The sequence below is a fragment of the Haloplanus sp. XH21 genome (assembly GCF_023276355.1).
GTDB lineage: Archaea > Halobacteriota > Halobacteria > Halobacteriales > Haloferacaceae > Haloplanus > Haloplanus halobius.
This window is the reverse complement of record NZ_JALLPL010000001.1, coordinates 2,450,596-2,473,648: the sequence shown is the minus strand read 5'-3', so window position 1 is coordinate 2,473,648 and position 23,053 is coordinate 2,450,596. Positions and strand designations below refer to the sequence as shown.

Here is a 23,053-nt window from a genome sequence, read left to right as displayed (position 1 = left end):
CTCAGAGCAGGATGCCGCCGAGAACGAGCAGGCCGATGGCGGCGACGCTCGCGGCCTGGAAAAACGGCGTCGCGTTCCGCGCCGGCCCCCGCACCTGCCGATTGTTGAGGCCGTCGGCGAGCCGTCCCGACCCGACTTCGACCAGTCCGGTCAGCGCGAGCCACAGCAGCACCATCCCGATGACGAGATGGCCACGGCTCGACCCCACGAGCGTCTCGGACGTGTATCGCGCCGCCGCGAGGTGGCCACCGGTGAGAAACAGCACCAGCGACGCGATCCGCGAGCCGAGTCGGAACCGGCCGATCAGGTCGGTGAGAGGTCCGGCGTCGAACCCCCCGTCTCGCGCGGTCGGCAACACCCCGAATGCGACGAAGATGACGCTTCCGGCCCACAACCCCGCGAACAGCAGATGGATCGCGTTGACTGCCGTGTCGATGGTCGCCATGCTTCCCGCTGGGTCTCCGCCGACTTCAATCCGCGGGACAGCGGGGAACCGAAACCGATTAAACTCCCGCACTCCCAGTTCGAACTGAGCCGAGGTAGCCTAGCCCGGCCAAGGCGGTTGCTTCGAGAGCAACTGTCCGTCAGGACACATGAGTTCAAATCTCATCCTCGGCGCTCATCCTTCGAACGTCCACTCGGGAGTTACGTCCGGCGACTCGACGAGCGTCCGGTAGACCACGCAGTAGCGCTCGGTCGCGTCCCGGATCGACGCCGCCGTCTCGGGGTCCAGATCCCCCGAAAGCGTCACGTCGAGGCGGATGTCCTGAAAGCCGACGGGCACGTCTGCGACGCCCATCGTCCCCCGGAGGTCCAGGTCGCCCTCGACGGCGACCGACACCGCGGCGTCGACGCCGAAGTTCTCGATGACTGCCTGCGCGGTCAGTTGTGCACACGCCGCCAGCGCCCCCAACAGCAGGTCGCCCGAACAGGCCGCAGTCCCCGACCCGCCGGCCCCCTCGTGGAGTTCGGCTTCGTACATCGCTTCGCCGACCTCGACGCTACAGGCCGTCGCGTCCGCGGCTTCGGCGCCCGTCGCCGTCAAGGTGATCTGTGCCGCCTCGGGATCGGCCTCGTACGTCTCTTTCAGCGGCGCCTGTGTCTCGCGGAGGTCACTGTCTGTCATGCGCTCCCATACGTCGTGGGCCGCAAAAGCGTTCGGGGGGCTCCCGAAAGCAAAAATAGTCAGCGGACCTACGTCCTGTCGTGCTCCTGGTGCTCTGTGTCGACCTCGACGACGACCTCGGCCGTAAGACCGGTCTCGAGACGCCGGTCGTCGGCCGCGACGCCGTGAGGGACGCCGCCGTCGCCCTCGCGACGGCCGATCCCGAGGACTCCGACGTGAACGTCATGTTCCAGGGGTTGCACGTCCTCGACGACCTCCGCGAATCCGACTCCGAGGAGGTGGAGGTGGCCGCCGTCACCGGACTCCAGGGGAGCGAGGTGCGGGCCACCCGCGCTGTCGGCGACGAAATCGATACGGTGCTCGCGGGCCTCTCGACCGGCGAACCCGTGCGCGCCGTCGTCATCACCGACGGCGCACAGGACGAATCCGTCTTGCCCGTCATCCGGTCGCGAGTCCCCATCGACAGCGTCCGTCGCGTGGTCGTTCGGCAGGCCCAGAACCTGGAATCCATGTACTACACCATGAAGCAGGTGCTGGCCGACCCGGAGACGCGGGGGACGATTCTCGTCCCGCTCGGCATCCTCCTGTTGATCTACCCTTTCGTCACCATCGCGACGTTCTTCGACGTGCCCGGCGCGGCCGTCCTCGGCCTCATCTCCGCGCTCCTCGGGCTCTACACCCTCTTCCGAGGGCTCGGCCTCGAGTCGACCGTCGACGAGGTAGCCGACCGCGTTCGGAACCTGCTCTACGCCGGCCGCGTGACGATCATCACCTACGTCGTCGCGGCGGCGCTGTTGATCGTCGGCGGCGCGGAAGGCGTCAGTACGCTCGAAACCGTCGAGGCGAGCGTCGATGGCTCTCCCTCGGCGGTGACGATGATCGCTGCCCTCGTCAACGGTGCGATCCGGTGGTTCGCGGCGGCGGGCATCACCAGTAGCCTGGGCCAGGTGACCGACGAGTATCTCGCCGACCGGTTCAAATGGCGGTATCTGAACGCCCCGTTTTACGTCATCGCCATCGCGGTCGTGCTCCACGCCGTCTCGGGATTCCTCCTGCCGCCCGTGCCGGCCGTGACGGCGTTCACCCTCACTGAACTCGCGGTGGCGCTCACCGCCGGGACGCTGCTGGGCGTCCTCAGCACGCTCACCTTCGCCGTCGCGGAGTCGCGGTATCCGACGGGCGTCGACCCGACCTAGCGCTCGCGGACGACGACGAACTCCGCGAGGTCTTCGAGATACTCCATCGCGTCGACGTCACCGGTTTCGGCGGCCGACAGCGCGGAGAGCGCCCGCTCCGATTCGCGTCGCGCGCGCTCGTTCGCCGCCTCGGGTGAGAGATCCGTCACCTGCACCACCGACGGGCGGTCCATCTCGGCGTCCTGCCCCGTCGGCTTGCCGAGATCCGCCGCCTCAGCCGTCGCATCGAGCACGTCGTCCCGGATCTGGAAGGCGACGCCGACCCGTTCCGCGTAGTCGCCGAGCGATTCGACGGTGAACGCGTCGGCGCCGCCCGCGACCGCGCCGAGTTCCGCCGCCGCTCGGAAGAGCACGCCCGTCTTCCGGCGGGCGAGTTCCATGTACTCCGCCTCCGACGTCGGCTGGGAGACGAGTTCCGTCGCCTCACCCTCGCCGAGTTCGACCATCGCTTCGGCGACGATTCGCATCGCGCGCTCGTTGCCGGAAAAGAGGGCGAACGCCTCGCCGAGGAGACCGTCACTGGCGACGATGGCTGGGCCGTAGCCGAACGCCGCCCACGCGCTCGGGGTGCCGCGGCGCACGTCGGATCGGTCGATGATGTCGTCGATCACCAGCGACGCGTTGTGAACGAGTTCGACGCCGACCGCGAAATCGACGGCGTCGGCCGGGTCGCCGCCGACGGCCTCGCAGGTCAACACCGTCACCGCCGGCCTGACCCGCTTGCCGCCCGCGAGCGCGACGTGTTCGAGTTCCGCCTGCAGCTCCGGCGGTTCGACCGCCTCGATGATCGACTCCAGCCGGTCGTTCACGAGGCCGACCCGACGGTCCAGATACTCCATCGGCCGGTGGAAGGGACGGGCGAGGCAAGTACGTGACGCTATCTGCCGGATCTACGACTCGTCCTCCTCGGCCAGGGAGATGAGGTTCTCCCGCCCGAGGCGGAGCTTTTCGATCCGGTCCTCGTCGGCCATCGTCGAGAGCAACTGGGACACTTTGGCGTCGGACCACCCGGTCTCGCGAACGATCTGTCCCTGCTTCATCCGCCCGCCGTTCCGTTCGAGGAGGTGTTCGACCCGCTCCTCGTCCGAGAGTAACGACGGATCGACCGCGGATTCGGTCTCTTCCGCCTCTCCGGACGCTTCTTCGGCCACGTCTCCGGTCGCTTCCTCCGTCGCCTCGGCCGCTGCGCCGCCCTCGGTCTCTCGGGGTTCGTCCGTCGTGGGCGATGGGACCACCTCGGTATCGACACCCCGTCGGCGGGCGTAGATGGCGGCGGCGACGAGCCCGAGACCGACCAGGAGCGCGCCGCCGATCAACGACCACGGCGGCTCCTGTTCGGTCGCCGTCTGCTGGTACGAGACCGAGAGCGGCTCCTCGAACGTGTGGGGGCCGTCGATGACGACCGAGCCGTTATCGAGGCCGAACCGTGTATCCGTCACCTGGTACTCGTCGGGCGTCTCGATGATCAGCCGCTGTGACGGACCGATCGAAGAGAGCCAGGTCCGGTTGCCGGGCATCAACACCGAGTCCTGCACCTCGAAGCCGTTCTCGGTGTCCGTCACGAAGTTCGTCCACGTGAACGAGAGGCTGATCACGCCCGTGCCGTTCCGGACGGTCGCGTTGCGGTCGGTGTTCCGTATCGACATCTCGCGGGCCGTCGACTCGCTCGCTTCGGCCGCCAGCGCTCGGAAGAAGTCGGCGTCGAGGCCGACATCAGTGTCCCCGTCCTCGAACGACCGTCCGTAGCGATCGAACGCTTGGCGATCGGTCTCCGACGAGAGGTTGTATCTGATCGAGACGGTCCACCGGGCGTCGCCGCCGGGATCGGGAGCGATGTAGATTTCGGTGAGACGGGGCTCGTCGATGCTCGCGACGGGTCCATTCAGGGTGAGGCGGTCGGCGGTCGCGGACGGGTCGGTCTCGGGGCCGACGGCATCACTGCCGTCGACGGCCGCTACCGCGGGGACGATCCCGCTGATGAGGACCAGAAGGGCGAGGAGGGACGCGGCAATCCGCATTACTTCGTGGATCTCGATGAGACGGGAAAACGCTTTCCATCGGTACAGAGCCCCTGTCGGGCGGTGAGCGGGCGTCAGACGCAGCCGGAAGGCGGGGTTTTAGTACCAGGCGACTGTACCGTCGGCCGATGAGAGCCCTCCCCGTCATCGTTGCCACCCTCCTCCTTCTCTCGGCTGCGGTGGTCGGACCGGTCGGCGGACTCCCCGTCGACCGCGGTACGTCTCCTCAGGCCGTTACCGAGCCGAGCGACGCCGTCGCACAGACCGAGGGTAATCGGACACCGCTCCAACAGATCAACGTCCTCGGCGTCCCGTCGGAGTCGGTCGATCGGTCGTCGGTCGACGAACAGTACGTCGATCTCGGCTCCGGCGTCGGTCTCTCCGCCGACGCGACGACGGAGCGACTCCGGACGCTCGCGATGGTCGAACGCATCGAGGCGGCGAACACGACCGACATGCGCCGTGCCCGCCTCCAGACGGCGCTCCGTGATCTCGAAGCCGCGGTCGACGACCTCGACCAGCAACAGATCCGGGCTATCCGAGCGTACAATCGTGGTGAGCACACCGAGAAGGAGTTGCTCGTCTCGCTCGTCCGCATCCGGAACACCGCCGACGAACTCGGCGAACGCCGCAGTCGGCTCGAACAACTGGCCGCGGAGACGCCCCGTTTCGAGATCGACCGCGGTCGTCTGGCCTCGATCGGGAACCGACTCTCGGCGTTCACCGGGCCGGTCCGCGCCCACGCCGCGTCGGTACTCCGTGGCGAGGCCGGCCCTCACCGCTTCTATCTCGCGACCGGTCCACAGAGCGTCACGCTCACCACCATCGTCGACGACGCGTACCTTCGCGAGGCGTACCGCGGTGACCTCCGGAACGGCGCCGGCGACCCGATCGAACTCGAAACGGCGCTCGATATCGTCGCGACGAGCTACCCCGTGATCTGGAACACGACCCGCGAACAGACGCAGGTGTTCGGCGGCGGCGAGACGTATCCCGTCCGCATCGCCCACGGGCGCGGAGATCTGACCGCCTTCGTCGACAGTAACGCCCGCGTCGTCTACGCCGAACACCAGCGCCGGCCGCTCGATACGATGGTCGTCGACCGCCGAGTCGAGCGATCGAACGGTGACCTCCATCTCACTGTGAACCACACGTACCCCGGCGGCCCGGTTCAGGCGCAGGTCGACACCGATTCTCCGTCCGATGTATCCATCTCGATGACGGCGGGGCCGGGAGCGGCGACCCCGATCGGCACCACCGGCGACGACGGCACTCTCTGGACGCTCTCGCCCAACCGGCAGTATACGATCACGGCCGCTGATGGCGACCGGAACGTCAGCGCCGTCGTCCCCGTCGGTACACCCCCGCTGGTGGTGGCCCCGGAGCGGAACGCCTCTGACTCGACACCAACGCCGACGCCCGAGGGCTGATCGAACCGACGTTTATCAGGCATGACGCGCCACCGACCCCATGGTCGACCGCGCTGCCATCGCTGGTTCGACCGCGATGGGGCTGTCCATCGTCGTCGCACTCGGCCTCGCCGTCGCGACGGTCACGCTCGGCGTCCTCCCCACGGCGCCCGGGCTCACCGCTGCGACGCTCGCCGTCGACGGGGATCGAATCGTGCTCACCCACCGCGCCGGCGATGCGGTCGGCGTGCGCCGGCTCGACGTGGTCGTTCGTGTCGGGGGTGAGTCACTCGCCCACCAGCCGCCGGTACCGTTTTTCTCCGCTCGCGGGTTCCGTCCCGGACCGACCGGCCCGTTCAACGCCGCCGCGGACCCGATCTGGGATCCCGGCGAGCGGGCCTCGATTCGGGTCGCGTCGACCAACCGGCCGTCGCTCCGGGCCGGCGCGAACGTCACCGTCGAACTCCGGTACGATGGCCGGCGGCTCCTGGTGCTTTCGGCGACCGCCTGAACGGTGTCCGGCGAGCCGTAACTCCCGACAGACCCGGTTACTCCGGCACGCGAGCCAGCGATGTGATGGCGATTTCGGGGTTGTACGACGGCCCCATCGTCACGTGGTTCACGTCCTCGAATCCAGCCTCGCTGAACATCCGGTCCGCCTCCTCGGCGTCGTAAAAGAGCATGATGGCGTCGGCGATTCGCTGGAAGACGGAACTGCTCGGATAGTTGGGGCCGACAACGAGTACGCTGCCACCGGGCTTGACGACGCGCCGGAGTTCGGTGAGGGCGTCCACGGGGTTGGGCCAGTACTCGATCGATCCCGACGACCAGACGGCGTCGAAACTGTTCTCGGCGAACGGGAGGCGTTCGGCGTCGCTGCGGTAGAAGTTCACGCGACCGGTCCGACCGAACTTCTCGAACGCCTTTGCCATCTGGTGGGCGCTCTGGTCGAGACCATGCACGTCGTCGGTGTACTGCAGGAGGCCTTCGGTCCCGAATCCGGTCCCGCAGCCGACATCGAGAACCCGGTCGCCGGCGTCGAGATCGAGAAGTTCGAGCGCTTCCGCGCGCATCTCCTCGTTCCAGATGAACGGGTTGATCCGGTCGTACACCGTCGAGAGGTACTTGTAAAACAGCCGCGCCCGCGACTTGTCTTCGAGGAGACCCATTTAAACCCCGATTGGGGAGCGACCGGCATAACGATGGGGATTCGTGGCCGACCGCTACCGCACCGCGTCGAGTGACACCGCTGTCGGCCGGTCTACGGTCAACCATTCCGTGGTACAGCGCTCTGTCTCCGGGGTGAACACCGTCAGCGTCGACGGGTTCGACGGCTCGTCGTACCGGTACGCCAGCTCGAACTGCGCGGTGGACGACACCGCCGGCTGTGGCGTCTCCGCTGGCTCGCTCATCGCGTCCCCGAACAGCGGACGCAGTGGGTCCCGTCGGCACCGATGCCGTCTCGCGGTACGCGCTCTCCACACCCGGGACACCGGATGCGGCCGCGAACGTACTCCGTGTGGGATTCGATGGTCGAACGTTGGGATGATTTGCTCATACAAGACCATACGTGTGATAATTTAAAAATATTCTGGTCAACTAATGTCATCTCACCCGAATAATATCTTATATCTTACTCCTATTCCTGAAATATCTCACGATCGTAAACAAACACCGTCAGCGAAGCTGGCGCTGGTGGCGATGACGACGAAAGGTGACTGGCGGTCTGCGGGCGGTGCGGCAGCGATGACGCCCGATCAGGCGCTCGCTTTCTCGATGGCGGCTTCGAGGTCCGGCCGCTGGGTGACACCGACGAACCGGTCGACGATGCCGTTGTCGTTCTCGACGACGACCGTCGGCAGGGACTGTACCTGGTACTCGTTGGCGGTGTCCTGGTCCTCGTCGACGTCGATCTTCTCGAACTCGACGCTCCCGTAGTCGGCTTCCAGCTCCTCGAGGATCGGGTCCTGTGCGTCGCACGGTCCACACCAGTCGGCGTAGAAATCGAGCAATCGAACGGTCATTATCCGTCTCCCGCATACCGGAGCGGGGCGCATAAGCGTTTGCCAACCGGCGACGCCAAACCGGGGAGCGAAACGTTTAGGCGGCCCAAGCGCCCAGCCTTCGGGTATGAGTGGAAGTCAGGGCGGCGGCGGACTGATGTCGAGTGCGGGTCTCGTCCGCTATTTCGACGCGGAAGACCGCAACGCCATCCGGATCGATCCCCGAACTATCGTCGCGTTCGGCGTGCTCTTCGGCGTGTTGGTGCAGGTGCTGAACGTCGTCTCGCTGTGACGGGCACGGGCCACCGCATCGGCGTCGTCGCCGTGCAGGGCAACGTCCGCGAACACGTCGCGGCCATCGAACGAGCCGCGCCCGACGGCGTCACCGTCGTCGAAATCCGCGAGTCGGGAGTCGTCCCCGACTGCGACGCGCTCGTTCTCCCCGGCGGCGAGTCGACGACCATCTCCCGCCTGCTCCGAACCGAAGGGATCGACGCGGAGATCGTCGCCCACGCCGACGCCGGCAAACCGATTCTCGCGACGTGTGCCGGCCTCATCGTCGCCTCGCGGGACGCCCGCGACGACCGCGTCGAGACGCTCGATCTGGTCGACGCCGTGGTCGACCGCAACGCCTTCGGCCGGCAGGTCGACAGTTTCGAGGCGCCCCTCGACGTGGCCGGTCTGGACGACCCGTTTCATGCCGTCTTCATCCGCGCCCCCGCCGTCGATGAAGTCGCCCCCGATGTCGACGTGGTAGCGACGTGGGAGGACCGCCCCGTGGCCGTGCGTGACGGCTCCATCACCGCCACCTCGTTCCACCCCGAACTCACGGACGACGCGCGTATTCATCGCCTCGCGCTGTTCGATCGACTCCCCGCGACGGCGTAGCGACAGGCCCTTGCCCCCGCCGTCCCTTTCCCGTCCCATGCAGCAGATTCGACACCCGGCGGTGGTCGACGCGTGACAGACGCCGAGACGGACGCCGTTCTCGATGCCCTCTTCGCGACCATCGAGGACCGCCGCGACCGACTCCCGGAGGACTCCTACACGGCCGCCCTGTTCACCCACGAGAAAGGCGAGAACGCCGTGCTGGAGAAGATCGGCGAGGAATCGACCGAGGCGATCCTCGCGGCCAAAGACGACGCGAGCGAAGAACTGATCGCCGAGTCGGCCGATCTCGTCTACCACCTGCTCGTCCTGCTGGCGATGCACGACCTGACGGTCGACGACCTGCGGGACGAACTCGAAGGGCGCTTCTAGTCGAACCGGACGCCCAGGTCGTGCATCCCCTCGTTGTGCATCGCGACGTTGATAAGCAGCGGCGTCAGCGCCTCGATTTCGGGGGCGTTTGCGAGGCCGCCGGCGTCGAGCGGTCGGAGGCCGTCGATACCGTCCGCCAGGAGCCGGACCGTCTCCTTCGCGTCCGGATCGTCGGCGACGAGCAGCGTGTCGATGCCGAGGTCCGCGTCCAGATCGGCCAGCCGACCGGCCGCGAGGTTGTGGAACGCCCCCACGACGGACACGTCCGCGGGTGCGGCGTCGACGGCCAGTTCCGTCACGCTCCCGGCGCTGGGGCGGTGGTAGTGGAAGCCGTCGTCGTCGCGTTGCATCCCCGTCGCGGGCGTGACGAGGATGTCCTCGTCGTCGAGGTTGTCGGCCACCGCCTCGACCGTGTCGCTGACGTGGTAGGCGGGCACCGCGAGAACGATCACCTGCGCCCGATCGGCCGCCATCGCGTTGTCGAACCCGTTGATCTTCCGGTCGACGCCGCGACTCGACAGCTCCGTCTCGTACTCCTCGGCCTTGGCTCGGGCGCGGTCCGGATCGCGAGAGCCGATGACGACCTCGTGGTCCGTGTGGAAGGCCCACCGGAGGGCGAGGCCCTCGCCGATCTCCCCGGTCCCGCCGAGTAATGCGATTCGCATGGTCGGACTGCGAACGCCCGAGAGGTAAGCCTTGCGCGACCGCTACTCGGTCTCGCTTCGGGCGATCCAGTACGCGAGGATCAGGGCGACGACGACGCCGGGCACGAGTCGGAACACCTGCGTGACCGGGTCCGGCGGGGCGCGGACCGCGGTGACGACCACGACGACCGCCACCAGCACGCTGGCGACGACGGCGAACCGGCGCCAGCGCGGCGGGGCATCGGCACCGGCGCTCACGGTTGCTCCAGCAGGTCGGGCAGGGCGTTCACGTCGTCGACGACGGCCGCCGCGCCGGCCCCGCGGAAGGCCCGTCGCCCCGATTCCCCCGTCAGGCCGCCGGTGAGCACGCCCACGCCGCGATAAGTTCGGTCCGGATCCGCGTTGGCGGCGTTGGTCGCCGTCCGCACGTCGTCGAGGGTGTCGCCCGCGAAGACCACCCGGGTCGCGTCCAGACGCTCGGCCAGCGTCACCAGCGCCCGCGGATGGGGTTTGCCCTCCTCCCAGTCGTCCATCGTGAACCGGTGGGCGTCGGGGACGGTCAGACCGACCCGCGAGAGCGCGATGTCCGCCTCGGTGGCCGGCCGCCCCGTCAACACGCCGACCGCGAACCGCTCGGTGAGGGCGTCGAGCGTCGCCGGATCGATGAGGACCGGTTCGTCGTGGATATACCCCGGCGACTCCAGCGGCGGCTCTCCACCCTCCAGCTCCCGATACAGATCCGTCCCGAGGTAGAGCGCCTGAAACACGTCTCGCAGCCGTTCGGGGTCCCAGCGGTCGAACACGGCGTCGTCGTCGACGGGCGCCTCGCGCACGACGGCTTCGGCGGCGTCGAGGCCGCCGCCCGCCTCGGCGATGGCGTCAGTCAGGGTCGCCACGTCGGCGTCGTAGCCGGCGTCGCGGGCGAGGACGTACAGCGCTGCGGCGTACGTGAGTTCCCAGTCGTTGTTGAAGCCGCCGGCGTCCTTGAACGCCTGCACCGCGTCGTCGTCGACCGTCCGCCCGTACACTCGGCCGATGGACTCGACGATGGCTCGGCGGTAGGAGTCCGCCACGTCCACTAACACGCCGTCGATGTCGAGAACGACCGCGTCCGCCTCCATACCACGGTGGCCGCGTCGCCGGGCCAAGTGCCTTTCTATAGCTCCTCGATCAGGTGGACGGTGTAGCCGTCGGGGTCGGTGAGCGCCGCGAGGCGGCGGTTCACTCGTTCCAGCGTCGCGGGTTCGCGCTCGACGGTGACGCCGTACTCCGACACGGCCGTCTCGACGGTGGCGTCCACGTCGTCGGCCGCGATGGCGATGTGGTCGATGCCCGCCGGGTCGGGCACCGCGTCGACGACGCGGAACTGGAGTTCGCCGGGGCCGGCGCCTGTCACGTAGTAGTTCCGGACGCCGTGCTGTTCGTACTCGCGGGAGCGTTCGAGGCCGAGGAGGTCCTCGTAGAACTCGCGGGTCGCGTCGAGGTCAGTCACTTCGATGGCCGTGTGGAGAACGTCCATGCTCCGAGTTGTGCGCGGCCGGACTATAAAGGTCGGCGGCGCCGCTGCGGTAACGTTTAGATAAGCTAGGAGATCTGAAACCACCTCGAAAGCCCCGACTCGCTGGAGTCGGGGGCCTCGCTGCGCGCGCTCGCTTCGCTCGCGTGCTTACGTCGGCCACCTTCCTCCAGCGAGTCGCCCCTTTCAGTCCCGCCCGCATCGGCTGGCCAATCGGCCGCCGCTGGGCGGGACTGAAAGGGGCCGGCGTCTCGGCGAACCCGGACGACGCAAGCACCGCAACGCAGTGAGGAGCGCAGCGAGTCCCGGGAGCCGAGACGCCGGGGGCTTTCGAGGTGTATTCAATTCAATCGCCCTAATTTGAACCGTATCGTCGCTACTCCGCGTTCCGCGTGCTGATGTCCTCGGCGATCCGCCCGCCCGGATACCGGAGTACGCCGCTCTCGACTTCGTAGACGTAGCCGTGGACCGTCGCGTCGACGCGGGCGTGGTGGTGCCACGCCCCGGTTCGTGCTCGTGGCCGTGATCGTGTTCGCTGTCCGGCGTATGCGGCCGTAGGATGGGAGCTGTTTCGTCGTTGAGCCGTCGGCGACGCTCGCTGCCCGCTATCTGCGACGCGGGGCGAGATAGAGCGTCTCGCCGCCGACCGTCTCGCGCTCGACGGGCAGGACCGGCTCCTCGAAGCCGAGAGTGGTGAAGAGGAAGTCCGCGTCGGCGGCGTGAGCGACGTCGCGGGCCGGTCGCTGGAGTTCGGCCGGCAGGTTCAGGCCGTAGACGGCGTCCACGTCGTACGGCGCGCCGGGGTGGCCGCCGTCGAGGGCGTCGCGGCGGGCCACGATGTCGTCGCGAACGAACGTGACCGACTTGGGAACGGGAGCGTCGAACACGTCGGTCGCGGTCACCTCGCTCCCGGCGTCGACGAGGGCGGCCGCCACCTCCGGGCGGCGGCCGACACCCACCTCGAGGAGGCGGTCGTAGGCGGCGAGTCGGGCGGCGAGTTCGGTGCGCGTGGCCGTCACGTCGGGATATTTATAGCGGGGCCGTGCTTAACTTCTCGCATGCTCGTCGACATCGTGCCGATCGGGGACGTGCCGGCACAGGTGAAACGCGAGGCCTCTGCCGGGTTGCGGTCGGTTTATGACTGCGACGTGACGGTCCACGACACCCAGACCATCCCCAACGGCGCGTTCGACCGGAACCGGAACCAGTACCGCGCCGAGGAGTTCATCGAACTCGCCAGCCGGGTCGGTCGCGGAGAGAAAAACATCGGCATCACCTCCGAGGACCTCTACTATCGCCGCCGAAACTACGTGTTCGGCCTCGCGTATCTCAACGGTAACGGCTCCGTCGTCTCCACGCACCGCCTGCAGACCTCCTCCGACGGTGGCATCTCCTCGAAGCCCCAGAGCGAGGTGTTCGCCGACCGGGTTCGCAAGGAGATCATTCACGAGATCGGCCACACCGTCGGCCTCGAACACTGCGACAACGAGCGCTGCGTGATGAGTTTCTCCCCGACCGTCCGCGAAGTCGACAAGAAAGAACAGAACCTCTGTGGCTCCTGCGACCGGACGCTGTTTTAGGGCGCGTACGTGCCTTCGTACGCCGCCGTCTCGATCACGTGGTCGTCCATCTCGCGTTCGACGCGGTCGAGTCCCGCGCCCCGCGGCGCGTCGAGGTCATCGTCGAGCGCGAACAGGCGGAACCGGTAGGTGTGCTCCCGGTCCGGGGGGTTCGGGCCGCCGTAGCCCACCTCGCCGTAGTCGTTCTCACCCTCGACGGCGGTCGCCGTGTCGGTCGACCAGTCCTCCGGGATGCGCTTTCGCGACGGTTCGACGTTCCACACGAGCCAGTGCAGCCACACCTTGCCGGCGGGTTCGACTGCGTCGGGGTCGTCGACGACGAGCACCAGTGACTCGGCGTCGTCCGGGACGCCCGAAATCTCGAGCGGCGGGTTGACGTTGCGCTCGGTGTAGCCGTACGCCTCGGGGATCGGTGCGCCGTCCTGAAACGCGGGGCTCGACAGGTCCATAGTCGATGATCGGGCGCAGGCGAGTTGACGTTTGGGGCGGAATCCAACGGCAACGCTTAGGCGGCGGGGAGCCAAGCACACGGGCATGACCGACGCGAACGCTCTCGTCCAGCGGGTTCGGGACGGCGACCTCTCACTGCACGAACTCGAAGACCACGCCGACGCCGACACGGCCGCGACCGCTCGGCGACGGCTCGTCGAATCCGACGCCGACGCCGCCCTCGATGCCGTCGGCTCCTACGGTTTCCCGGCCGAGCGCGCCGACGCCAACATCGAGAACATGGTCGGTGCGGCCCAGATCCCGATGGGCGTCGCCGGTCCCGTCACCGTCCACGGCGGCGCCGTCGATGGGGAGCGCTACCTCCCGATGGCGACGACCGAGGGCGCGCTGCTCGCGAGCGTCAACCGTGGCTGTTCCGTGCTCGACGACGCTGGCGGGGCGACGGCCCGCGTCACCAAGTCGGGGATGACCCGCGCGCCCGTCTTCCGCGTCGGCGACGTTGCCGAGGCCGAGGCGCTCGTCGAGTGGGTGCGCGACAACGAAGCGTCGCTGCGGGCGGCCGCCGAGGACACCACGAGCCACGGCGAACTCGACGCCGTCGTGCCCTACGTCGTCGGCGACTCGGTCTTCCTCCGTTTCCGCTACGACACCAAGGACGCGATGGGGATGAACATGGCCACCATCGCCACCCGCGCGGCCGCCGAGGTGGTCGAAGCCGAGACGACGGCCGAACTGATCGCGCTCTCGGGCAACCTCTGTGCGGACAAGAAGCCCGCGGCGATCAACGCCGTCGAGGGTCGGGGCCGGAGCGTCAGCGCGGACGTGACCATCCCCCGTGATGTCGTCGAGGAGCGCCTGCATACGACCCCCGAGGCCGTCGCCGAGGTGAACACACGCAAGAATCTCGTCGGCAGCGCCAAGGCGGGCAGTCTCGGCTTCAACGCCCACGTCGCCAACGTCGTCGCCGCCGTCTTCCTCGCGACCGGGCAGGACGCCGCCCAGGTGGTCGAGGGATCGAACGCCATCACCACCGCTGAAGTGCGCGAGGACGGCCTCTACATGAGCGTCTCGCTCGCCTCCCTCGAAGTGGGTACCGTCGGCGGCGGGACGAAACTCCCGACCCAGAGCGAGGCTCTCTCCCTGATGGGCGTCGCCGGCGGCGGCGATCCGCCGGGATCGAACGCCGACGCCCTGGCCGAATGCATCGCCGTCGGCGCCCTCGCCGGCGAACTCTCCTTGCTCTCGGCGCTCGGCTCCCGGCATCTCTCCTCGGCCCACGAATCGCTCGGCCGGTAGCTACAGGAGTCGATAGGTGCCGCCGGCGTCGGTGGCCTCGCCCCGTCGCACCAGCCGAGCGAGCAGGTCCGCGGCGGCGTCGGCGGGGACGCCGTGATCGGTGGCGTAGTCGACGACGGCCGCCTCGTCTGGGGCGTCGAGCGCGCGGAGCGCCTCGCGGACGATTTCGGGGCGGCTCGATCCGCCGCTGTCGGTCGAGCACTCGCCCGCCGCCGCGGCGGCGTCCGCGTCGATCCCGGCGGCGTCGAGATACTCGTCGTCGTCGACGACCGGCTCGTCGGTGTCGGCTTCCATCTCGGCGACGGTGGGCGTCGATTCGAAGGCGTCCGTCGCGCCGGCACGCTCCGCGAGCATGGCGGCGCGCGCCTCGCGGGCCGTCTCTCGGTCGTCTGCGGTGAACTGGCGCTTCAGTCGCTCCGTCCGGTGTTGGGTTCCACACTGGGGACAGGTCGCCGTCTCGGCCGTCTCGGGATCCGTGAGCAGCCAGAGCGCATTACACCCGGTACAGCCGACCACCGCGTACATGGCCGGGCGTTGCGCGCTGTCGGTAATGAACCCGTCGGCTACTCGAGCGGCGTCGCGGCGGCGAGCGCTGCTTCGAACCGCCGGTCCGCCCAGTCGACGAGCGCCGACTGCTCGCCGTCGATCAGGGTGTGTGGCATCCCGTCGGGTTCCATCGACCCGACGAAGGCGTGTCCGTCGGCGAGACCGAACGGGATTCGGACGCCGTCGGAGTTGGCGTACACGTCGACGCTCGGCGCGTCGAGCAGCGTTTCGAACTGCTCGCAGTACGCTTCGGTGTACTGCTCCGGCGTTGGCCGACCGTCCGCCAGCACGAGCGTCACTGAGGGCGGAGAGCGTTCGGCCGTGGCCCGCTCGACGAACTGCGAGACGCTGTCGCGGAGGAGAAACGGGGCACACTCCCGGATCCGCGACGCGTCCGTTCGGAGTTCCAGCAGTCGATCAGTCGGCGCGGTCGGATCGCCGGTCGGATCGACCAGGTTCGACCCGTTCAGCTCTCCGATGCCGAGGTCGAACGCCGAGGCCGGCGTGCGTTCGAGAAAGGGGCGGAACCGCTCGGCGATGCGTTCGTTCTCCCGGCACCGCTCGTACGCCGACAGGATCGCCACCCCGAGCGACGTGAGTTCGTACGTGCCGTCGACCGACTGCACCCATCCACGGGACTCCATCGTCCCGAGCGTCCGCTTCAGGGTGCGGCGTGAGACGGACGCCCGATCCTCGAGCGCTCGGATCGACAGTCGGCCGTGGTCCCGGAGCGCGGTCAGCGTCGCCGGCCGGGTGGTCGATCCGACCAGATACTCGAGCGCGGTGTCCGACATCTCTCGAACGTGACTGGAACTGCCTGCCGTGTAAAACCAGCGCGTGGACCGAGCGTCAGCCCCCGTCGTGACCGTGTGGTCGCCCGTCCCGTCGGTGAGGTGTCCGGGGTCCGGACCGGATCTCTGATCGCCGCGACGCAGCCGCCACGACAAAGCGTATTTGTGCCTCGGCGACACGTTCGGTATCGTGGAGGACTCCGAGAGCCTGCGTCCGGACGACGCCTTCACGCTTCTGGCCGACCGGACGCGAATCAAGATCATCCGTGCGCTGGGCGACGCCTCGACGCCCGGCGTCGCGGAGACGCTCCCCTTCTCCGAGTTACGACGCCGGGCCGACATCTCGGGGAGCGGGCGGTTCAACTACCATCTGAAACGGCTGCTTGGACAGTTCGTCGAGGAGACGGAGGAGGGGTATCGGTTGAGCTATTCGGGCGTCCGGGCGTACCAGGCGATGCAAGCCGGCACGTTCACCGACTGCGTCCGGATCGACCCGTTCGAACTCGACGGCTCGTGTCACGTCTGCGGCGCGTCACAGGAGGCGGCCTACCACGACAGCCTCTTTCGGGTGCGCTGTTCGGCCGCGGAGTGTGACGCCGTGTTCTACCGCTACTTCTGCCCGCCGAGCAGCCTGAGCGACCGTCCGACTGCGGGCGTGCTCCGGGCTGCAAACCAGCGCATTCGGCGCGACATCGCGTCGATGGCGCGGCGAGTCTGTCCCTGGTGTTCCGGTAACCTGTCCGCGCGTGTCCTCCCGCCCGACGAGGAGATGCCCCAGCGGGACAACCCCGCCATCGAACACCGCGTGCTGCACGCCTGTGACACCTGTGACGGCTCGGTCTACACCCGCCTCGGCGACCTGTTCGTCTCCCACCCCGCCGTGGTCGCGTTCTTCTACGACCGCGGCGTCGATGTCACCCGTCGCCACATCTGGACGCTGCCGTTCGCCGCTTCCGACCGACGGACGACCGTCACCGACGCCGAGCCCTGGCGGGCTATCGTCCGGATCGACTGCGACGGCGACACGTTGACGCTCCGCGTCGACGACGAGCCTTCGGTGGTCGACGCCGAGACGGGTGGCTGAGGCCGCGTGGCATCATTCGGGCCGTCGTGCCCGTTCGTACCCGAATCCCACGGCAGTCGGACATGACTCCCCGCAGTCCATCTCAGTCGAGTCGGCAGACAGCCCCCTGGGTTAGCCCTTCCTCCTCGATGTGCGCCGCGAGACAGCCATAGTTGCAGAACTGCCCGGCGGGAACGCGCTCGCCGTCCGCCGTCGCTTCGACGTACACCGGGTCGTGGGCGGTCACGTCACAGCCACAGTACGTACAGGACGCCATGCGTGACGGACGGGCCGTCTCACGCCTAAGGGTTCGGCGTCTGACCGGACGCAACGCACATCCCCCGGCGGCTCTCTCCCCGCCTATGACCGTCGTTGCACTCCTCAGCGTCGCGCCCGTTCGCAAGGGAAGCCTGGCCGAAGATGTTGCCGACGCCGTCGCCGCCCTCGATGCCTTCGACGTGAGTTACGAAACCAACCCGATGGGCACCGTCATCGAAGCCGACGACATCGGGACGCTCTTCGACGCCGTCGAGGCGGCCCACCGCGCGGTGGACGCCGACCGCGTGAGTACGGCCCTGAAGATAGACGACAAACGCGCGAGCGACGCGCCCGCCGCCGAGAAAGTCGAGGGCGTCGAGGACGCGCTGGGGCGGCCGGCGCGCGGGTCGCCCGACGAGGACTGATCCTCTCAGTGCGCCAGGAAGCCGGCCTGTCCCGTGAACGCCAGATAGAGCGAGAACGCCGTCACAAGGATGGCGATGCCCATCTCGGCGTAGAGGATGACCTTCCCCCACCGGTACCAGTCGTCGTGGCCGGGGTCGTCGGGGGTGCCGGCCGTCGGCGTGCCGCCGCCCATCAGTCGTCACCTCCCGGTGCGGCGGTCGTCTCCCGTCCGAGCCACCGACGCGCGGAGCCGATGCCGTGTTCGCGCGGGTCGTCCTCGTGGCGCATCGCCCAGACGTAAAAGAGGATGATCGGGACGAAACAGCCCAGCGCGACGACCGCATATCCTGTGTGGATGTTGGGCACGTAGCCGTAGACGAGGGGGTAGACGATGCCACCGCTGGTGGAGACGCCGCCGATGAACCCCGAGGCGGTGCCCGGGCGGTCCTCGAAGAGAACGGGAACGATGGCGAAGACCCCGCCGGTGCCGAAACTCACCGTGACGCCGAAGACGGCGAGGACGACGACGGAGGCCGGCAGGATGCCGGCGAGGCCGACGAGCGTCAGCGCGATCATCGTGAGCGTGATGAGGATGAGCGCGGTCATCAGCCAGTGGACGCGCGGCGAGTAGTCCTGCGTCGTCGAGAGCAGGGGGTACGGCGTCCAGCCCTTGCGCTGCCAGAGGTCGGACATGTAGCCGGAGAAGGGACGGAAGAGCGAGGCGTTGAACGACTGGACGGCCGCGAACGTCCCCGCGGCGGTCTGGATGGCCGCGGTTCCGGTGAAGCCGAGGTCGGCAATCGCGCCGTCGAAGCCCTGCGCGTAGTAACTCGGCAGCCAGGAGTTCATCGCGATTTCGAGGCCGAAGGACATGGCGTACGCGAGCATGAGACCGATGGCAGCGTAGCGCGTCCAGACGAACAGCGTGTCGCCGAGCGAGGTGTTCTGCCTGGCCGTTTCGGCGGTTTCGAGATCTTTGGCTGGCTCGCCCCGCCACTGGTACACCGCGGCGATGACCAGCGCGACGATCCCGAGATGCAGGAAGGCGTCGGAGAAGTTCGTGCCGTAGATGCGGGGCAGGAGGAGCGCACCGACACCGGCGCCGACGTTGCCGGTGCCCGCGTACAGCCCCTCCGCGGTACCGATTTCGTGCTCGTCGAACCACTGCGCGACGTGCTGGATGCCGACGACGAAACTGATGCCCGCGCTCGCGACGACTAGGCGCTCGATGAACAGCACCTGGAAGTCGGAGAGAAAGCCGATGCCGGAGGCGTACGCCGAGGCGATGCTGACGAGGCCCGAGTACGTGAGGATGATGGTGAAGACGTTGTGGGCCCCGACGCGGTCGGCGGCCCACCCGGCGAGGACGCGTCCGGGTGGCGCGAGCCAGATGGCCGAACTCGCCAGCAACGCGAGCTGGCCCGTGGTGAGGCCGTAGAACTCGCCGATGCTCGGGCTGAACGCCGCCGTCGAGAACCAGAGAAGGAACGCCCAGAAGAAGGCGACCGTGGCGAGCACCAGTTGCTCGATTTTGTTCGTCATGGGTGCTGTGGCGGTCGTTCGCGCTCGAAGGCGGGAGTCTCCGCCGCCGCAGAGGGGGCGACGAGACGCACCGCACACTGCTTGAAGTTCGGCTCATCGGAGCGCGGGTCGGTCGCGGGATGGGTCAGGTCGTTCGTCGCGGGGTGGTGGATCGGCAGCCAGACCATCCCGGTTGGAATCGCGTCGTCCACGACGACGCGGGCGACGGCGCGGCCCCGCCGCGACTCGACGCAGGCGTGGAGTTCGTCGGCCTCGTTCGGCTCCACCGCCGAGCGATGTGCCTCGACCGTGGCAGGATGTATGCGTGCGACGAGCGTCCCTGGTTCCGCCGGCGAGGACCGAGAACGGACGCCCGTGTTGTAGCCGTCTGCCTCGCGGGCCGTCGTGAGCACCAGTGGATAGTCGTCGTCGGTGGCCTCCGGCAGGGGTCGTCCCGTCCCGCCGCTGAACCGCGCCCGCCCCGAAGGCGTCGGGAACGACCAGTCGCCGTCGGCTTCGTGATACCGATAGCCGGCGCTGGTGTCGGCGTCGGGCGCCGGCCACCGCACCGCGAGTTCCTCGTCGAGACGGTCGTGACTGATGCCCGAGCAGTCGGCGTCGGTGCCCGCCGTCAGCGACGCGAACTCGTCGAAGACGGCGGCGGGGTCGGCCGTCGGGTCGAACAGGCCGTCGACGAGGACGTTCCCCAGCGTCGTGATGATGCCGAGGTCGGTCCGGACGCCGCGGGGCAGGTCGCTCGCGGGCCGCACCCGCGAGACGGTGCGCTCCATGTTCATCGCGGTGCCGTTCGACTCGCCCCACGTCGCCGCCGGCAACACCACGTCGGCGTGTTCGACCGTCTCGGTCCGGAACGCGTCCTGCACGACGAGGAAGGCGTCGTCGAGGCGGTCGGCGATGTCGGTGGCGTCGGGCATCCCCGCGACGGGGTTGGTGGCGACGGCGTACACCGCCTCCACCGGGCCGTCGTCGATGGCGTCGACGATGCCGACGGGACCGGGGCCGGCGTCGTCGGGCAGGCGGTCGACGGGCACGTCCCAGGCGTCGGCGACGGTCGCCCGTTCGTCGGGGTCCTCGAAGTCGCGGTGGCCGGGCCAGGTTCCTTTCGAGGAACAGACCCGCGTCCCCATCGAGTTGGCCTGTCCCGTCAGCGAGAACGGGCCGCTGCCGGGGCCGAGATTGCCCGTGGCGAGACAGAGGTCGATGAGCGCGCCCGCGGTGTCGGTCCCTTGGACGCTCTGGTTGACGCCCATGCCCCAGTAGATGAGGGTGTCCGTCGACAGCGTCTCCGCGAGGCGCTCGACATCCGCCATCGAGACGCCCGCGCGTTCGGCCGCCGTCTCTGCGTCGGGCAGGCCCGCCACGAGGTCGTCGAATCCGGTCGTCGCCCGGTCGACGAACGCCTCGTCGACGCCGTCCGTCGCCACGACGTGGGCCAGCACCGCCCGAGCGAGGTCTAGGTCGCCGCCGGGGTCGACGGCGACGTGATGGTCGGCCGCCCGCGCGGTCTTGGTCTCGACCGGATCCACCACGATCAGGTCGCCGTCCTCGGCGCTGCTGGTGATCCACCGGCACATGACGGGATGGGCGACCGCCGGGTTGGCGCCCCAGACGACGTGGCCATCCGCCTCGGGGATGTCCTCGTAGGTGGGCGGTGGGGCGTCGCTCCCGAAGGCGTCGTAGTACGCCGTGACGGCGCTGGCCATGCAGAGCGTCGTGTTGGCGTCGTAATACCGAGTGCCGACGCCGCCGCGGGCCAACTTCCCGAGCGCGTACGCCGCCTCGTTGGTCTGCTGGCCGCTGCCGAGGACGGCCACGGCATCCGGGTCCGCGTCCATCGCCGCCCCGAGGCCGCGCTGGGCCTCGAACAGCGCCGTATCCCAGGTGGTCTTCTGCAGTTCGCCGTCACGCCGGACCATCGGCCGCGTGAGCCACTCGCCGTCGGGGTCGGCCGTCTCGCTGACGCCGCGCTGACACGCCATTCCGCGGTTGACGGGGTGGTTGGCGTTGCCACGCACGGTATCGATGCCGTAGCCGATGTCGACGCCGCGCTGGATCAGGCCACAGCCCACCGCACAGCGCATGCACGTCGTCGGAACCGGATCGGTCATCGCGTCACCTCGACTCGCGTCGGTGCGCCGTGCGCTCGGCGACAACTGACTGAACGTTCACTGAAATGGCGACCTATCGCAGTAATATTGGGTATCATGGTCGTATACTGGTGTTTCTCAGCCACAGGCTGAAGATGACTGGACACCACTAACGCAAAAATGTTGTGTGTTCGTTCGTATTCTATTCTGAGAGATTAGTGGAAATACGATGAATGAGATGGGATTTAGGGCCTCTCTCTTCTCCTATTGGGCGCATTTCCGACCGAATATGTGTAGGCATCCCCAGCGAACCCTCGGGCGGCGTGGTCGTCGACGCGTCTCGCTGCCGGTGGGCGGGTCGCGCCCGACCGGCAACCCATTTAACCGAAACCGCCTAACCCCCGTGCATGGAGAGTCTCAACCGGATGGCCGTCGAACTCGTCGACGAGGCGATCGACTTCGCGGGCGAACTCAACGTCGACGTGATCGAACTCGAGTCGGGCGCGACGGTCCTGGATTTCGGCGTTTCGGCGGCGGGGGGCATCGAGGCAGGATTACTACTCGCGGAGATCCAGACGGCGGGCCTGGCGACGATTCAGACCCGGATGGATCGGGTAGCGGGAACGCCCTTCCCGCACGTCGAACTCACGACGGACAAACCGGCGCTCTCCCTGCTCTGTTCGCAGAAGGCGGGCTGGGAGCTCGTCGCCGAGGGCGTCGACGGTCTCGGCTCCGGCCCCGCGCGGGCGCTCGTCGGTGAAGAACACGAGTTCGAGGTCGTCGGCTACTACGACGAGTTCGATCTCACGGTGCTGACCGTCGAAGCGGAGACGCTTCCCGGTGATCCTGCCGCCGAGCAGGTGGCCGACCGCGCCGGCGTCGCCCCCAGCGGCGTGTTCCTGCCCACCTACGCCACGGGATCGATGGCCGGAAGCGTCAGCGCCGCCGCCCGCGCCCCCGAACTCGCGCTCTTCCGCCTGTTCGAACTCGGCTACGATCCGACGGACGTGGTGTCGGCGGCCGGGAGCGCCCCCGTCGCGCCCGTGAGTCACGACGAGGGCGTGGCGATGGGCCGCACCAACGACGCGCTGGCTTACGGCGGCGAGGTCTACCTCCAGGTGCGCGAGGACTTCGACCGGTTCGACGAGGTTCCCTCGACCGCCGCCGCGGAGTACGACACGCCCTTCGAGCAGGTGTTCGAGGACGCCGACTGGGACTTCTACGAGGTGCCCGAGTCGGTGTTCGCGCCCGCGAAAGTGACCATCGATGTCATCGACGGCCCGACCTACGCGCTCGGGGAGACGAACCACGACCTGCTGGCCGAGTCGTTCGGGCTGTGAAGTTCAAACTCGTCCCGCCCGTGCCGGACGAGTTCGCCTTCGTCGAGCGCGCGCAGCGCGCCGTGCCGCTGGTTCCCGGGACCGAAGACGACTGCTGCGCCCGCCTCATGGACCGCCTCGATATTCCGAGTCGTGACGTGGCGCGGACGTGGCTCACCTTCCTCCGGGCGCTCGAACTCGCCGAGGAGACGCCCTCGGGGTTCCGACGGACGGACACCGAGGCGACGGGCAAGCAGTGCCGCGAGACGCTTCTCGATCGCGTGTTCGGCGCTGCGGCCGTCCGCGACGCCCTCCGCGACGCCGCCGATCCGCTGACCGTCGACGAAGCCTTCGCGGCCGTCCGCGAGACGGTCCCCGTCTGGGAGCGCCACAAGAACCCCTCACGGTGGGAGGGTATCTGGCACGAACGCGTCGGCCACCTGCTCGACTGGTTGGTCTTGCTCGATGTCGCCGAACGCGTCGACGCCGATCCGGCCCGGTACGCGCTCAGGTGAGACGCGTCGCCGACGGATCGACCCGAACC

32 protein-coding genes and 1 tRNA gene are annotated in these 23,053 nt (G+C 68.4%); 13 read left to right on the top strand and 20 right to left on the bottom strand.

What is annotated here, in order from left to right:
* Position 1: 1 nt before the first annotated feature.
* A complete protein-coding gene (locus MXB53_RS13060) occupies positions 2 to 445 on the bottom strand; it encodes a transporter (RefSeq protein WP_248897981.1) in 444 nt (147 codons plus the stop codon).
* Between the two features lie 88 nt (positions 446 to 533).
* On the opposite strand from MXB53_RS13060, the gene MXB53_RS13055 reads away from it, so the two are divergent.
* Positions 534 to 618, top strand: a tRNA-Ser gene (locus MXB53_RS13055).
* Position 619: 1 nt separating this feature from the next.
* Here MXB53_RS13055 and MXB53_RS13050 read toward each other — a convergent pair.
* Positions 620 to 1,126 (bottom strand): OsmC family protein, encoded by a 507-nt coding sequence (locus tag MXB53_RS13050; protein WP_248897980.1) that lies wholly within the window; start codon positions 1,124 to 1,126, stop codon positions 620 to 622.
* 80 nt (positions 1,127 to 1,206) lie between these two features.
* Between MXB53_RS13050 and MXB53_RS13045 the strand changes: the two genes are divergently transcribed.
* Entirely contained in the window at positions 1,207 to 2,322 is a 1,116-nt protein-coding gene (locus tag MXB53_RS13045) for a DUF373 family protein (RefSeq protein ID WP_248897979.1), read from the top strand.
* Here the strand turns inward: MXB53_RS13045 and MXB53_RS13040 are convergent.
* Positions 2,319 to 3,161: a polyprenyl synthetase family protein gene (locus MXB53_RS13040; RefSeq protein WP_248897978.1), complete on the bottom strand. Its 843-nt coding sequence runs from the start codon at positions 3,159 to 3,161 to the stop codon at positions 2,319 to 2,321. The two genes, MXB53_RS13045 and MXB53_RS13040, sit on opposite strands and share 4 nt — an antisense overlap.
* A gap of 51 nt (positions 3,162 to 3,212) precedes the next feature.
* A complete protein-coding gene (locus MXB53_RS13035; RefSeq protein ID WP_248897977.1) occupies positions 3,213 to 4,340 on the bottom strand; it encodes a helix-turn-helix transcriptional regulator in 1,128 nt (375 codons plus the stop codon).
* 128 nt (positions 4,341 to 4,468) lie between these two features.
* On the opposite strand from MXB53_RS13035, the gene MXB53_RS13030 reads away from it, so the two are divergent.
* The gene (locus MXB53_RS13030) at positions 4,469 to 5,770 is read left to right on the top strand and encodes a DUF7096 domain-containing protein (protein ID WP_248897976.1); all 1,302 of its coding nucleotides are present in this window, start codon (positions 4,469 to 4,471) and stop codon (positions 5,768 to 5,770) included.
* Positions 5,771 to 5,810: 40 nt separating this feature from the next.
* Positions 5,811 to 6,260 (top strand): type IV pilin, encoded by a 450-nt coding sequence (locus tag MXB53_RS13025; RefSeq protein ID WP_248897975.1) that lies wholly within the window; start codon positions 5,811 to 5,813, stop codon positions 6,258 to 6,260.
* Between the two features lie 37 nt (positions 6,261 to 6,297).
* Here the strand turns inward: MXB53_RS13025 and MXB53_RS13020 are convergent, their stop codons facing one another.
* The 4 genes from MXB53_RS13020 to MXB53_RS13005 all read right to left on the bottom strand — a co-directional run bounded on the left by MXB53_RS13020 (position 6,298) and on the right by MXB53_RS13005 (position 7,773).
* On the bottom strand, positions 6,298 to 6,918 hold the full coding sequence (locus MXB53_RS13020) for a methyltransferase domain-containing protein (protein WP_248897974.1): 621 nt from the start codon (positions 6,916 to 6,918) through the stop codon (positions 6,298 to 6,300).
* 54 nt (positions 6,919 to 6,972) lie between these two features.
* The gene (locus tag MXB53_RS13015) at positions 6,973 to 7,161 is read right to left on the bottom strand and encodes a hypothetical protein (protein WP_248897973.1); all 189 of its coding nucleotides are present in this window, start codon (positions 7,159 to 7,161) and stop codon (positions 6,973 to 6,975) included.
* On the bottom strand, positions 7,158 to 7,307 hold the full coding sequence (locus MXB53_RS13010; RefSeq protein ID WP_248897972.1) for a hypothetical protein: 150 nt from the start codon (positions 7,305 to 7,307) through the stop codon (positions 7,158 to 7,160). Before MXB53_RS13010 ends, MXB53_RS13015 begins: the two co-directional genes overlap by 4 nt.
* Positions 7,308 to 7,506: 199 nt before the next feature.
* Positions 7,507 to 7,773 (bottom strand): thioredoxin family protein, encoded by a 267-nt coding sequence (locus MXB53_RS13005; RefSeq protein WP_248897971.1) that lies wholly within the window; start codon positions 7,771 to 7,773, stop codon positions 7,507 to 7,509.
* Positions 7,774 to 7,879: 106 nt separating this feature from the next.
* Here MXB53_RS13005 and MXB53_RS13000 point away from each other — a divergent pair, with 106 nt between their 5' ends.
* From MXB53_RS13000 to hisE, 3 genes are all read left to right on the top strand, one after another.
* A complete protein-coding gene (locus MXB53_RS13000; protein WP_248897970.1) occupies positions 7,880 to 8,044 on the top strand; it encodes a preprotein translocase subunit Sec61beta in 165 nt (54 codons plus the stop codon).
* Complete coding sequence (pdxT, locus tag MXB53_RS12995; RefSeq protein WP_248897969.1) at positions 8,041 to 8,640, top strand: pyridoxal 5'-phosphate synthase glutaminase subunit PdxT; 600 nt, start codon at positions 8,041 to 8,043, stop codon at positions 8,638 to 8,640. Before MXB53_RS13000 ends, pdxT begins: the two co-directional genes overlap by 4 nt.
* A gap of 72 nt (positions 8,641 to 8,712) precedes the next feature.
* Positions 8,713 to 9,012, top strand: coding sequence for a phosphoribosyl-ATP diphosphatase (gene hisE / locus MXB53_RS12990; protein ID WP_248897968.1), 300 nt, complete (start codon positions 8,713 to 8,715; stop codon positions 9,010 to 9,012).
* Here hisE and npdG read toward each other — a convergent pair.
* From npdG to MXB53_RS12965, 5 genes are all read right to left on the bottom strand, one after another.
* Complete coding sequence (npdG, locus tag MXB53_RS12985; RefSeq protein ID WP_248897967.1) at positions 9,009 to 9,677, bottom strand: NADPH-dependent F420 reductase; 669 nt, start codon at positions 9,675 to 9,677, stop codon at positions 9,009 to 9,011. The genes hisE and npdG overlap by 4 nt on opposite strands.
* 42 nt (positions 9,678 to 9,719) lie before the next feature.
* The gene (locus MXB53_RS12980; RefSeq protein WP_248897966.1) at positions 9,720 to 9,914 is read right to left on the bottom strand and encodes a DUF7534 family protein; all 195 of its coding nucleotides are present in this window, start codon (positions 9,912 to 9,914) and stop codon (positions 9,720 to 9,722) included.
* On the bottom strand, positions 9,911 to 10,777 hold the full coding sequence (locus MXB53_RS12975) for a TIGR01548 family HAD-type hydrolase (protein ID WP_248897965.1): 867 nt from the start codon (positions 10,775 to 10,777) through the stop codon (positions 9,911 to 9,913). The genes MXB53_RS12980 and MXB53_RS12975 overlap by 4 nt, the downstream gene beginning before the upstream one ends.
* A gap of 35 nt (positions 10,778 to 10,812) precedes the next feature.
* Positions 10,813 to 11,175: a VOC family protein gene (locus MXB53_RS12970; protein ID WP_248897964.1), complete on the bottom strand. Its 363-nt coding sequence runs from the start codon at positions 11,173 to 11,175 to the stop codon at positions 10,813 to 10,815.
* Positions 11,176 to 11,777: 602 nt separating this feature from the next.
* Positions 11,778 to 12,191 carry a UPF0146 family protein gene (locus MXB53_RS12965; protein ID WP_248897963.1) on the bottom strand — a complete coding sequence of 138 codons (414 nt, stop codon included), beginning with the start codon at positions 12,189 to 12,191 and terminating at the stop codon, positions 11,778 to 11,780.
* A 39-nt stretch (positions 12,192 to 12,230) separates the two neighbouring features.
* On the opposite strand from MXB53_RS12965, the gene MXB53_RS12960 reads away from it, so the two are divergent.
* Positions 12,231 to 12,752, top strand: a complete 522-nt coding sequence (locus MXB53_RS12960; RefSeq protein ID WP_248897962.1) for an archaemetzincin family Zn-dependent metalloprotease — start codon at positions 12,231 to 12,233, stop codon at positions 12,750 to 12,752.
* Here MXB53_RS12960 and MXB53_RS12955 read toward each other — a convergent pair.
* A complete protein-coding gene (locus tag MXB53_RS12955) occupies positions 12,749 to 13,201 on the bottom strand; it encodes a YbhB/YbcL family Raf kinase inhibitor-like protein (RefSeq protein WP_248897961.1) in 453 nt (150 codons plus the stop codon). The genes MXB53_RS12960 and MXB53_RS12955 overlap by 4 nt on opposite strands.
* Before the next feature lie 85 nt (positions 13,202 to 13,286).
* Here MXB53_RS12955 and hmgA point away from each other — a divergent pair, with 85 nt between their 5' ends.
* Entirely contained in the window at positions 13,287 to 14,498 is a 1,212-nt protein-coding gene (gene hmgA, locus MXB53_RS12950) for a hydroxymethylglutaryl-CoA reductase (NADPH) (RefSeq protein ID WP_248897960.1), read from the top strand.
* On the opposite strand, the gene MXB53_RS12945 is transcribed toward hmgA, so the two are convergent.
* Both MXB53_RS12945 and MXB53_RS12940 read right to left on the bottom strand, forming a co-directional pair.
* Positions 14,499 to 15,023, bottom strand: a complete 525-nt coding sequence (locus tag MXB53_RS12945) for a DUF5817 domain-containing protein (RefSeq protein WP_248897959.1) — start codon at positions 15,021 to 15,023, stop codon at positions 14,499 to 14,501.
* A 38-nt stretch (positions 15,024 to 15,061) separates the two neighbouring features.
* Positions 15,062 to 15,838: a helix-turn-helix transcriptional regulator gene (locus MXB53_RS12940; protein WP_248897958.1), complete on the bottom strand. Its 777-nt coding sequence runs from the start codon at positions 15,836 to 15,838 to the stop codon at positions 15,062 to 15,064.
* 187 nt (positions 15,839 to 16,025) lie between these two features.
* Here MXB53_RS12940 and MXB53_RS12935 point away from each other — a divergent pair, with 187 nt between their 5' ends.
* Positions 16,026 to 16,919 carry a winged helix-turn-helix domain-containing protein gene (locus MXB53_RS12935; RefSeq protein WP_248897957.1) on the top strand — a complete coding sequence of 298 codons (894 nt, stop codon included), beginning with the start codon at positions 16,026 to 16,028 and terminating at the stop codon, positions 16,917 to 16,919.
* An 82-nt stretch (positions 16,920 to 17,001) separates the two neighbouring features.
* On the opposite strand, the gene MXB53_RS12930 is transcribed toward MXB53_RS12935, so the two are convergent.
* On the bottom strand, positions 17,002 to 17,175 hold the full coding sequence (locus MXB53_RS12930; RefSeq protein ID WP_248897956.1) for a hypothetical protein: 174 nt from the start codon (positions 17,173 to 17,175) through the stop codon (positions 17,002 to 17,004).
* Positions 17,176 to 17,260: 85 nt separating this feature from the next.
* On the opposite strand from MXB53_RS12930, the gene MXB53_RS12925 reads away from it, so the two are divergent.
* A complete protein-coding gene (locus MXB53_RS12925; RefSeq protein ID WP_248897955.1) occupies positions 17,261 to 17,581 on the top strand; it encodes a thiamine-binding protein in 321 nt (106 codons plus the stop codon).
* Positions 17,582 to 17,586: 5 nt separating this feature from the next.
* On the opposite strand, the gene MXB53_RS12920 is transcribed toward MXB53_RS12925, so the two are convergent.
* From MXB53_RS12920 to nasA, 3 genes are read right to left on the bottom strand one after another with little or no spacing between them, the layout of a single operon-like run.
* The gene (locus MXB53_RS12920) at positions 17,587 to 17,754 is read right to left on the bottom strand and encodes a hypothetical protein (protein WP_248897954.1); all 168 of its coding nucleotides are present in this window, start codon (positions 17,752 to 17,754) and stop codon (positions 17,587 to 17,589) included.
* The gene (locus tag MXB53_RS12915; RefSeq protein ID WP_248897953.1) at positions 17,754 to 19,103 is read right to left on the bottom strand and encodes an MFS transporter; all 1,350 of its coding nucleotides are present in this window, start codon (positions 19,101 to 19,103) and stop codon (positions 17,754 to 17,756) included. Before MXB53_RS12915 ends, MXB53_RS12920 begins: the two co-directional genes overlap by 1 nt.
* Positions 19,100 to 21,211: an assimilatory nitrate reductase NasA gene (nasA, locus tag MXB53_RS12910; RefSeq protein ID WP_248897952.1), complete on the bottom strand. Its 2,112-nt coding sequence runs from the start codon at positions 21,209 to 21,211 to the stop codon at positions 19,100 to 19,102. The genes MXB53_RS12915 and nasA overlap by 4 nt, the downstream gene beginning before the upstream one ends.
* 386 nt (positions 21,212 to 21,597) lie before the next feature.
* Between nasA and mch the strand changes: the two genes are divergently transcribed.
* A complete protein-coding gene (gene mch / locus MXB53_RS12905) occupies positions 21,598 to 22,530 on the top strand; it encodes a methenyltetrahydromethanopterin cyclohydrolase (protein ID WP_248897951.1) in 933 nt (310 codons plus the stop codon).
* On the top strand, positions 22,527 to 23,024 hold the full coding sequence (locus MXB53_RS12900) for a double winged helix-containing putative transcriptional regulator (RefSeq protein ID WP_248897950.1): 498 nt from the start codon (positions 22,527 to 22,529) through the stop codon (positions 23,022 to 23,024). Before mch ends, MXB53_RS12900 begins: the two co-directional genes overlap by 4 nt.
* Positions 23,025 to 23,053 lie beyond the last annotated feature (29 nt).

What these genes read in the sequence shown, in the direction of transcription:
- MXB53_RS12955 (WP_248897961.1), bottom strand. Translation starts at nt 13,201, where the DNA reads ATGGACCTGTCGAGCCCCGCGTTTCAGGACGGCGCACCGATCCCCGAG.
- MXB53_RS13020 (WP_248897974.1), bottom strand. Translation starts at nt 6,918, where the DNA reads ATGGGTCTCCTCGAAGACAAGTCGCGGGCGCGGCTGTTTTACAAGTAC.
- nasA (WP_248897952.1), bottom strand. Translation starts at nt 21,211, where the DNA reads ATGACCGATCCGGTTCCGACGACGTGCATGCGCTGTGCGGTGGGCTGT.
- MXB53_RS13040 (WP_248897978.1), bottom strand. Translation starts at nt 3,161, where the DNA reads ATGGAGTATCTGGACCGTCGGGTCGGCCTCGTGAACGACCGGCTGGAG.
- npdG (WP_248897967.1), bottom strand. Translation starts at nt 9,677, where the DNA reads ATGCGAATCGCATTACTCGGCGGGACCGGGGAGATCGGCGAGGGCCTC.
- mch (WP_248897951.1), top strand. Translation starts at nt 21,598, where the DNA reads ATGGAGAGTCTCAACCGGATGGCCGTCGAACTCGTCGACGAGGCGATC.
- MXB53_RS12920 (WP_248897954.1), bottom strand. Translation starts at nt 17,754, where the DNA reads ATGGGCGGCGGCACGCCGACGGCCGGCACCCCCGACGACCCCGGCCAC.
- MXB53_RS13060 (WP_248897981.1), bottom strand. Translation starts at nt 445, where the DNA reads ATGGCGACCATCGACACGGCAGTCAACGCGATCCATCTGCTGTTCGCG.
- MXB53_RS13010 (WP_248897972.1), bottom strand. Translation starts at nt 7,307, where the DNA reads ATGAGCAAATCATCCCAACGTTCGACCATCGAATCCCACACGGAGTAC.
- MXB53_RS13030 (WP_248897976.1), top strand. Translation starts at nt 4,469, where the DNA reads ATGAGAGCCCTCCCCGTCATCGTTGCCACCCTCCTCCTTCTCTCGGCT.
- MXB53_RS12975 (WP_248897965.1), bottom strand. Translation starts at nt 10,777, where the DNA reads ATGGAGGCGGACGCGGTCGTTCTCGACATCGACGGCGTGTTAGTGGAC.
- MXB53_RS13005 (WP_248897971.1), bottom strand. Translation starts at nt 7,773, where the DNA reads ATGACCGTTCGATTGCTCGATTTCTACGCCGACTGGTGTGGACCGTGC.
- MXB53_RS12960 (WP_248897962.1), top strand. Translation starts at nt 12,231, where the DNA reads ATGCTCGTCGACATCGTGCCGATCGGGGACGTGCCGGCACAGGTGAAA.
- MXB53_RS13015 (WP_248897973.1), bottom strand. Translation starts at nt 7,161, where the DNA reads ATGAGCGAGCCAGCGGAGACGCCACAGCCGGCGGTGTCGTCCACCGCG.
- hmgA (WP_248897960.1), top strand. Translation starts at nt 13,287, where the DNA reads ATGACCGACGCGAACGCTCTCGTCCAGCGGGTTCGGGACGGCGACCTC.
- MXB53_RS12945 (WP_248897959.1), bottom strand. Translation starts at nt 15,023, where the DNA reads ATGTACGCGGTGGTCGGCTGTACCGGGTGTAATGCGCTCTGGCTGCTC.
- MXB53_RS13000 (WP_248897970.1), top strand. Translation starts at nt 7,880, where the DNA reads ATGAGTGGAAGTCAGGGCGGCGGCGGACTGATGTCGAGTGCGGGTCTC.
- MXB53_RS13025 (WP_248897975.1), top strand. Translation starts at nt 5,811, where the DNA reads ATGGTCGACCGCGCTGCCATCGCTGGTTCGACCGCGATGGGGCTGTCC.
- MXB53_RS12930 (WP_248897956.1), bottom strand. Translation starts at nt 17,175, where the DNA reads ATGGCGTCCTGTACGTACTGTGGCTGTGACGTGACCGCCCACGACCCG.
- MXB53_RS12925 (WP_248897955.1), top strand. Translation starts at nt 17,261, where the DNA reads ATGACCGTCGTTGCACTCCTCAGCGTCGCGCCCGTTCGCAAGGGAAGC.
- MXB53_RS12940 (WP_248897958.1), bottom strand. Translation starts at nt 15,838, where the DNA reads ATGTCGGACACCGCGCTCGAGTATCTGGTCGGATCGACCACCCGGCCG.
- MXB53_RS12915 (WP_248897953.1), bottom strand. Translation starts at nt 19,103, where the DNA reads ATGACGAACAAAATCGAGCAACTGGTGCTCGCCACGGTCGCCTTCTTC.
- MXB53_RS13050 (WP_248897980.1), bottom strand. Translation starts at nt 1,126, where the DNA reads ATGACAGACAGTGACCTCCGCGAGACACAGGCGCCGCTGAAAGAGACG.
- MXB53_RS12970 (WP_248897964.1), bottom strand. Translation starts at nt 11,175, where the DNA reads ATGGACGTTCTCCACACGGCCATCGAAGTGACTGACCTCGACGCGACC.
- MXB53_RS13035 (WP_248897977.1), bottom strand. Translation starts at nt 4,340, where the DNA reads ATGCGGATTGCCGCGTCCCTCCTCGCCCTTCTGGTCCTCATCAGCGGG.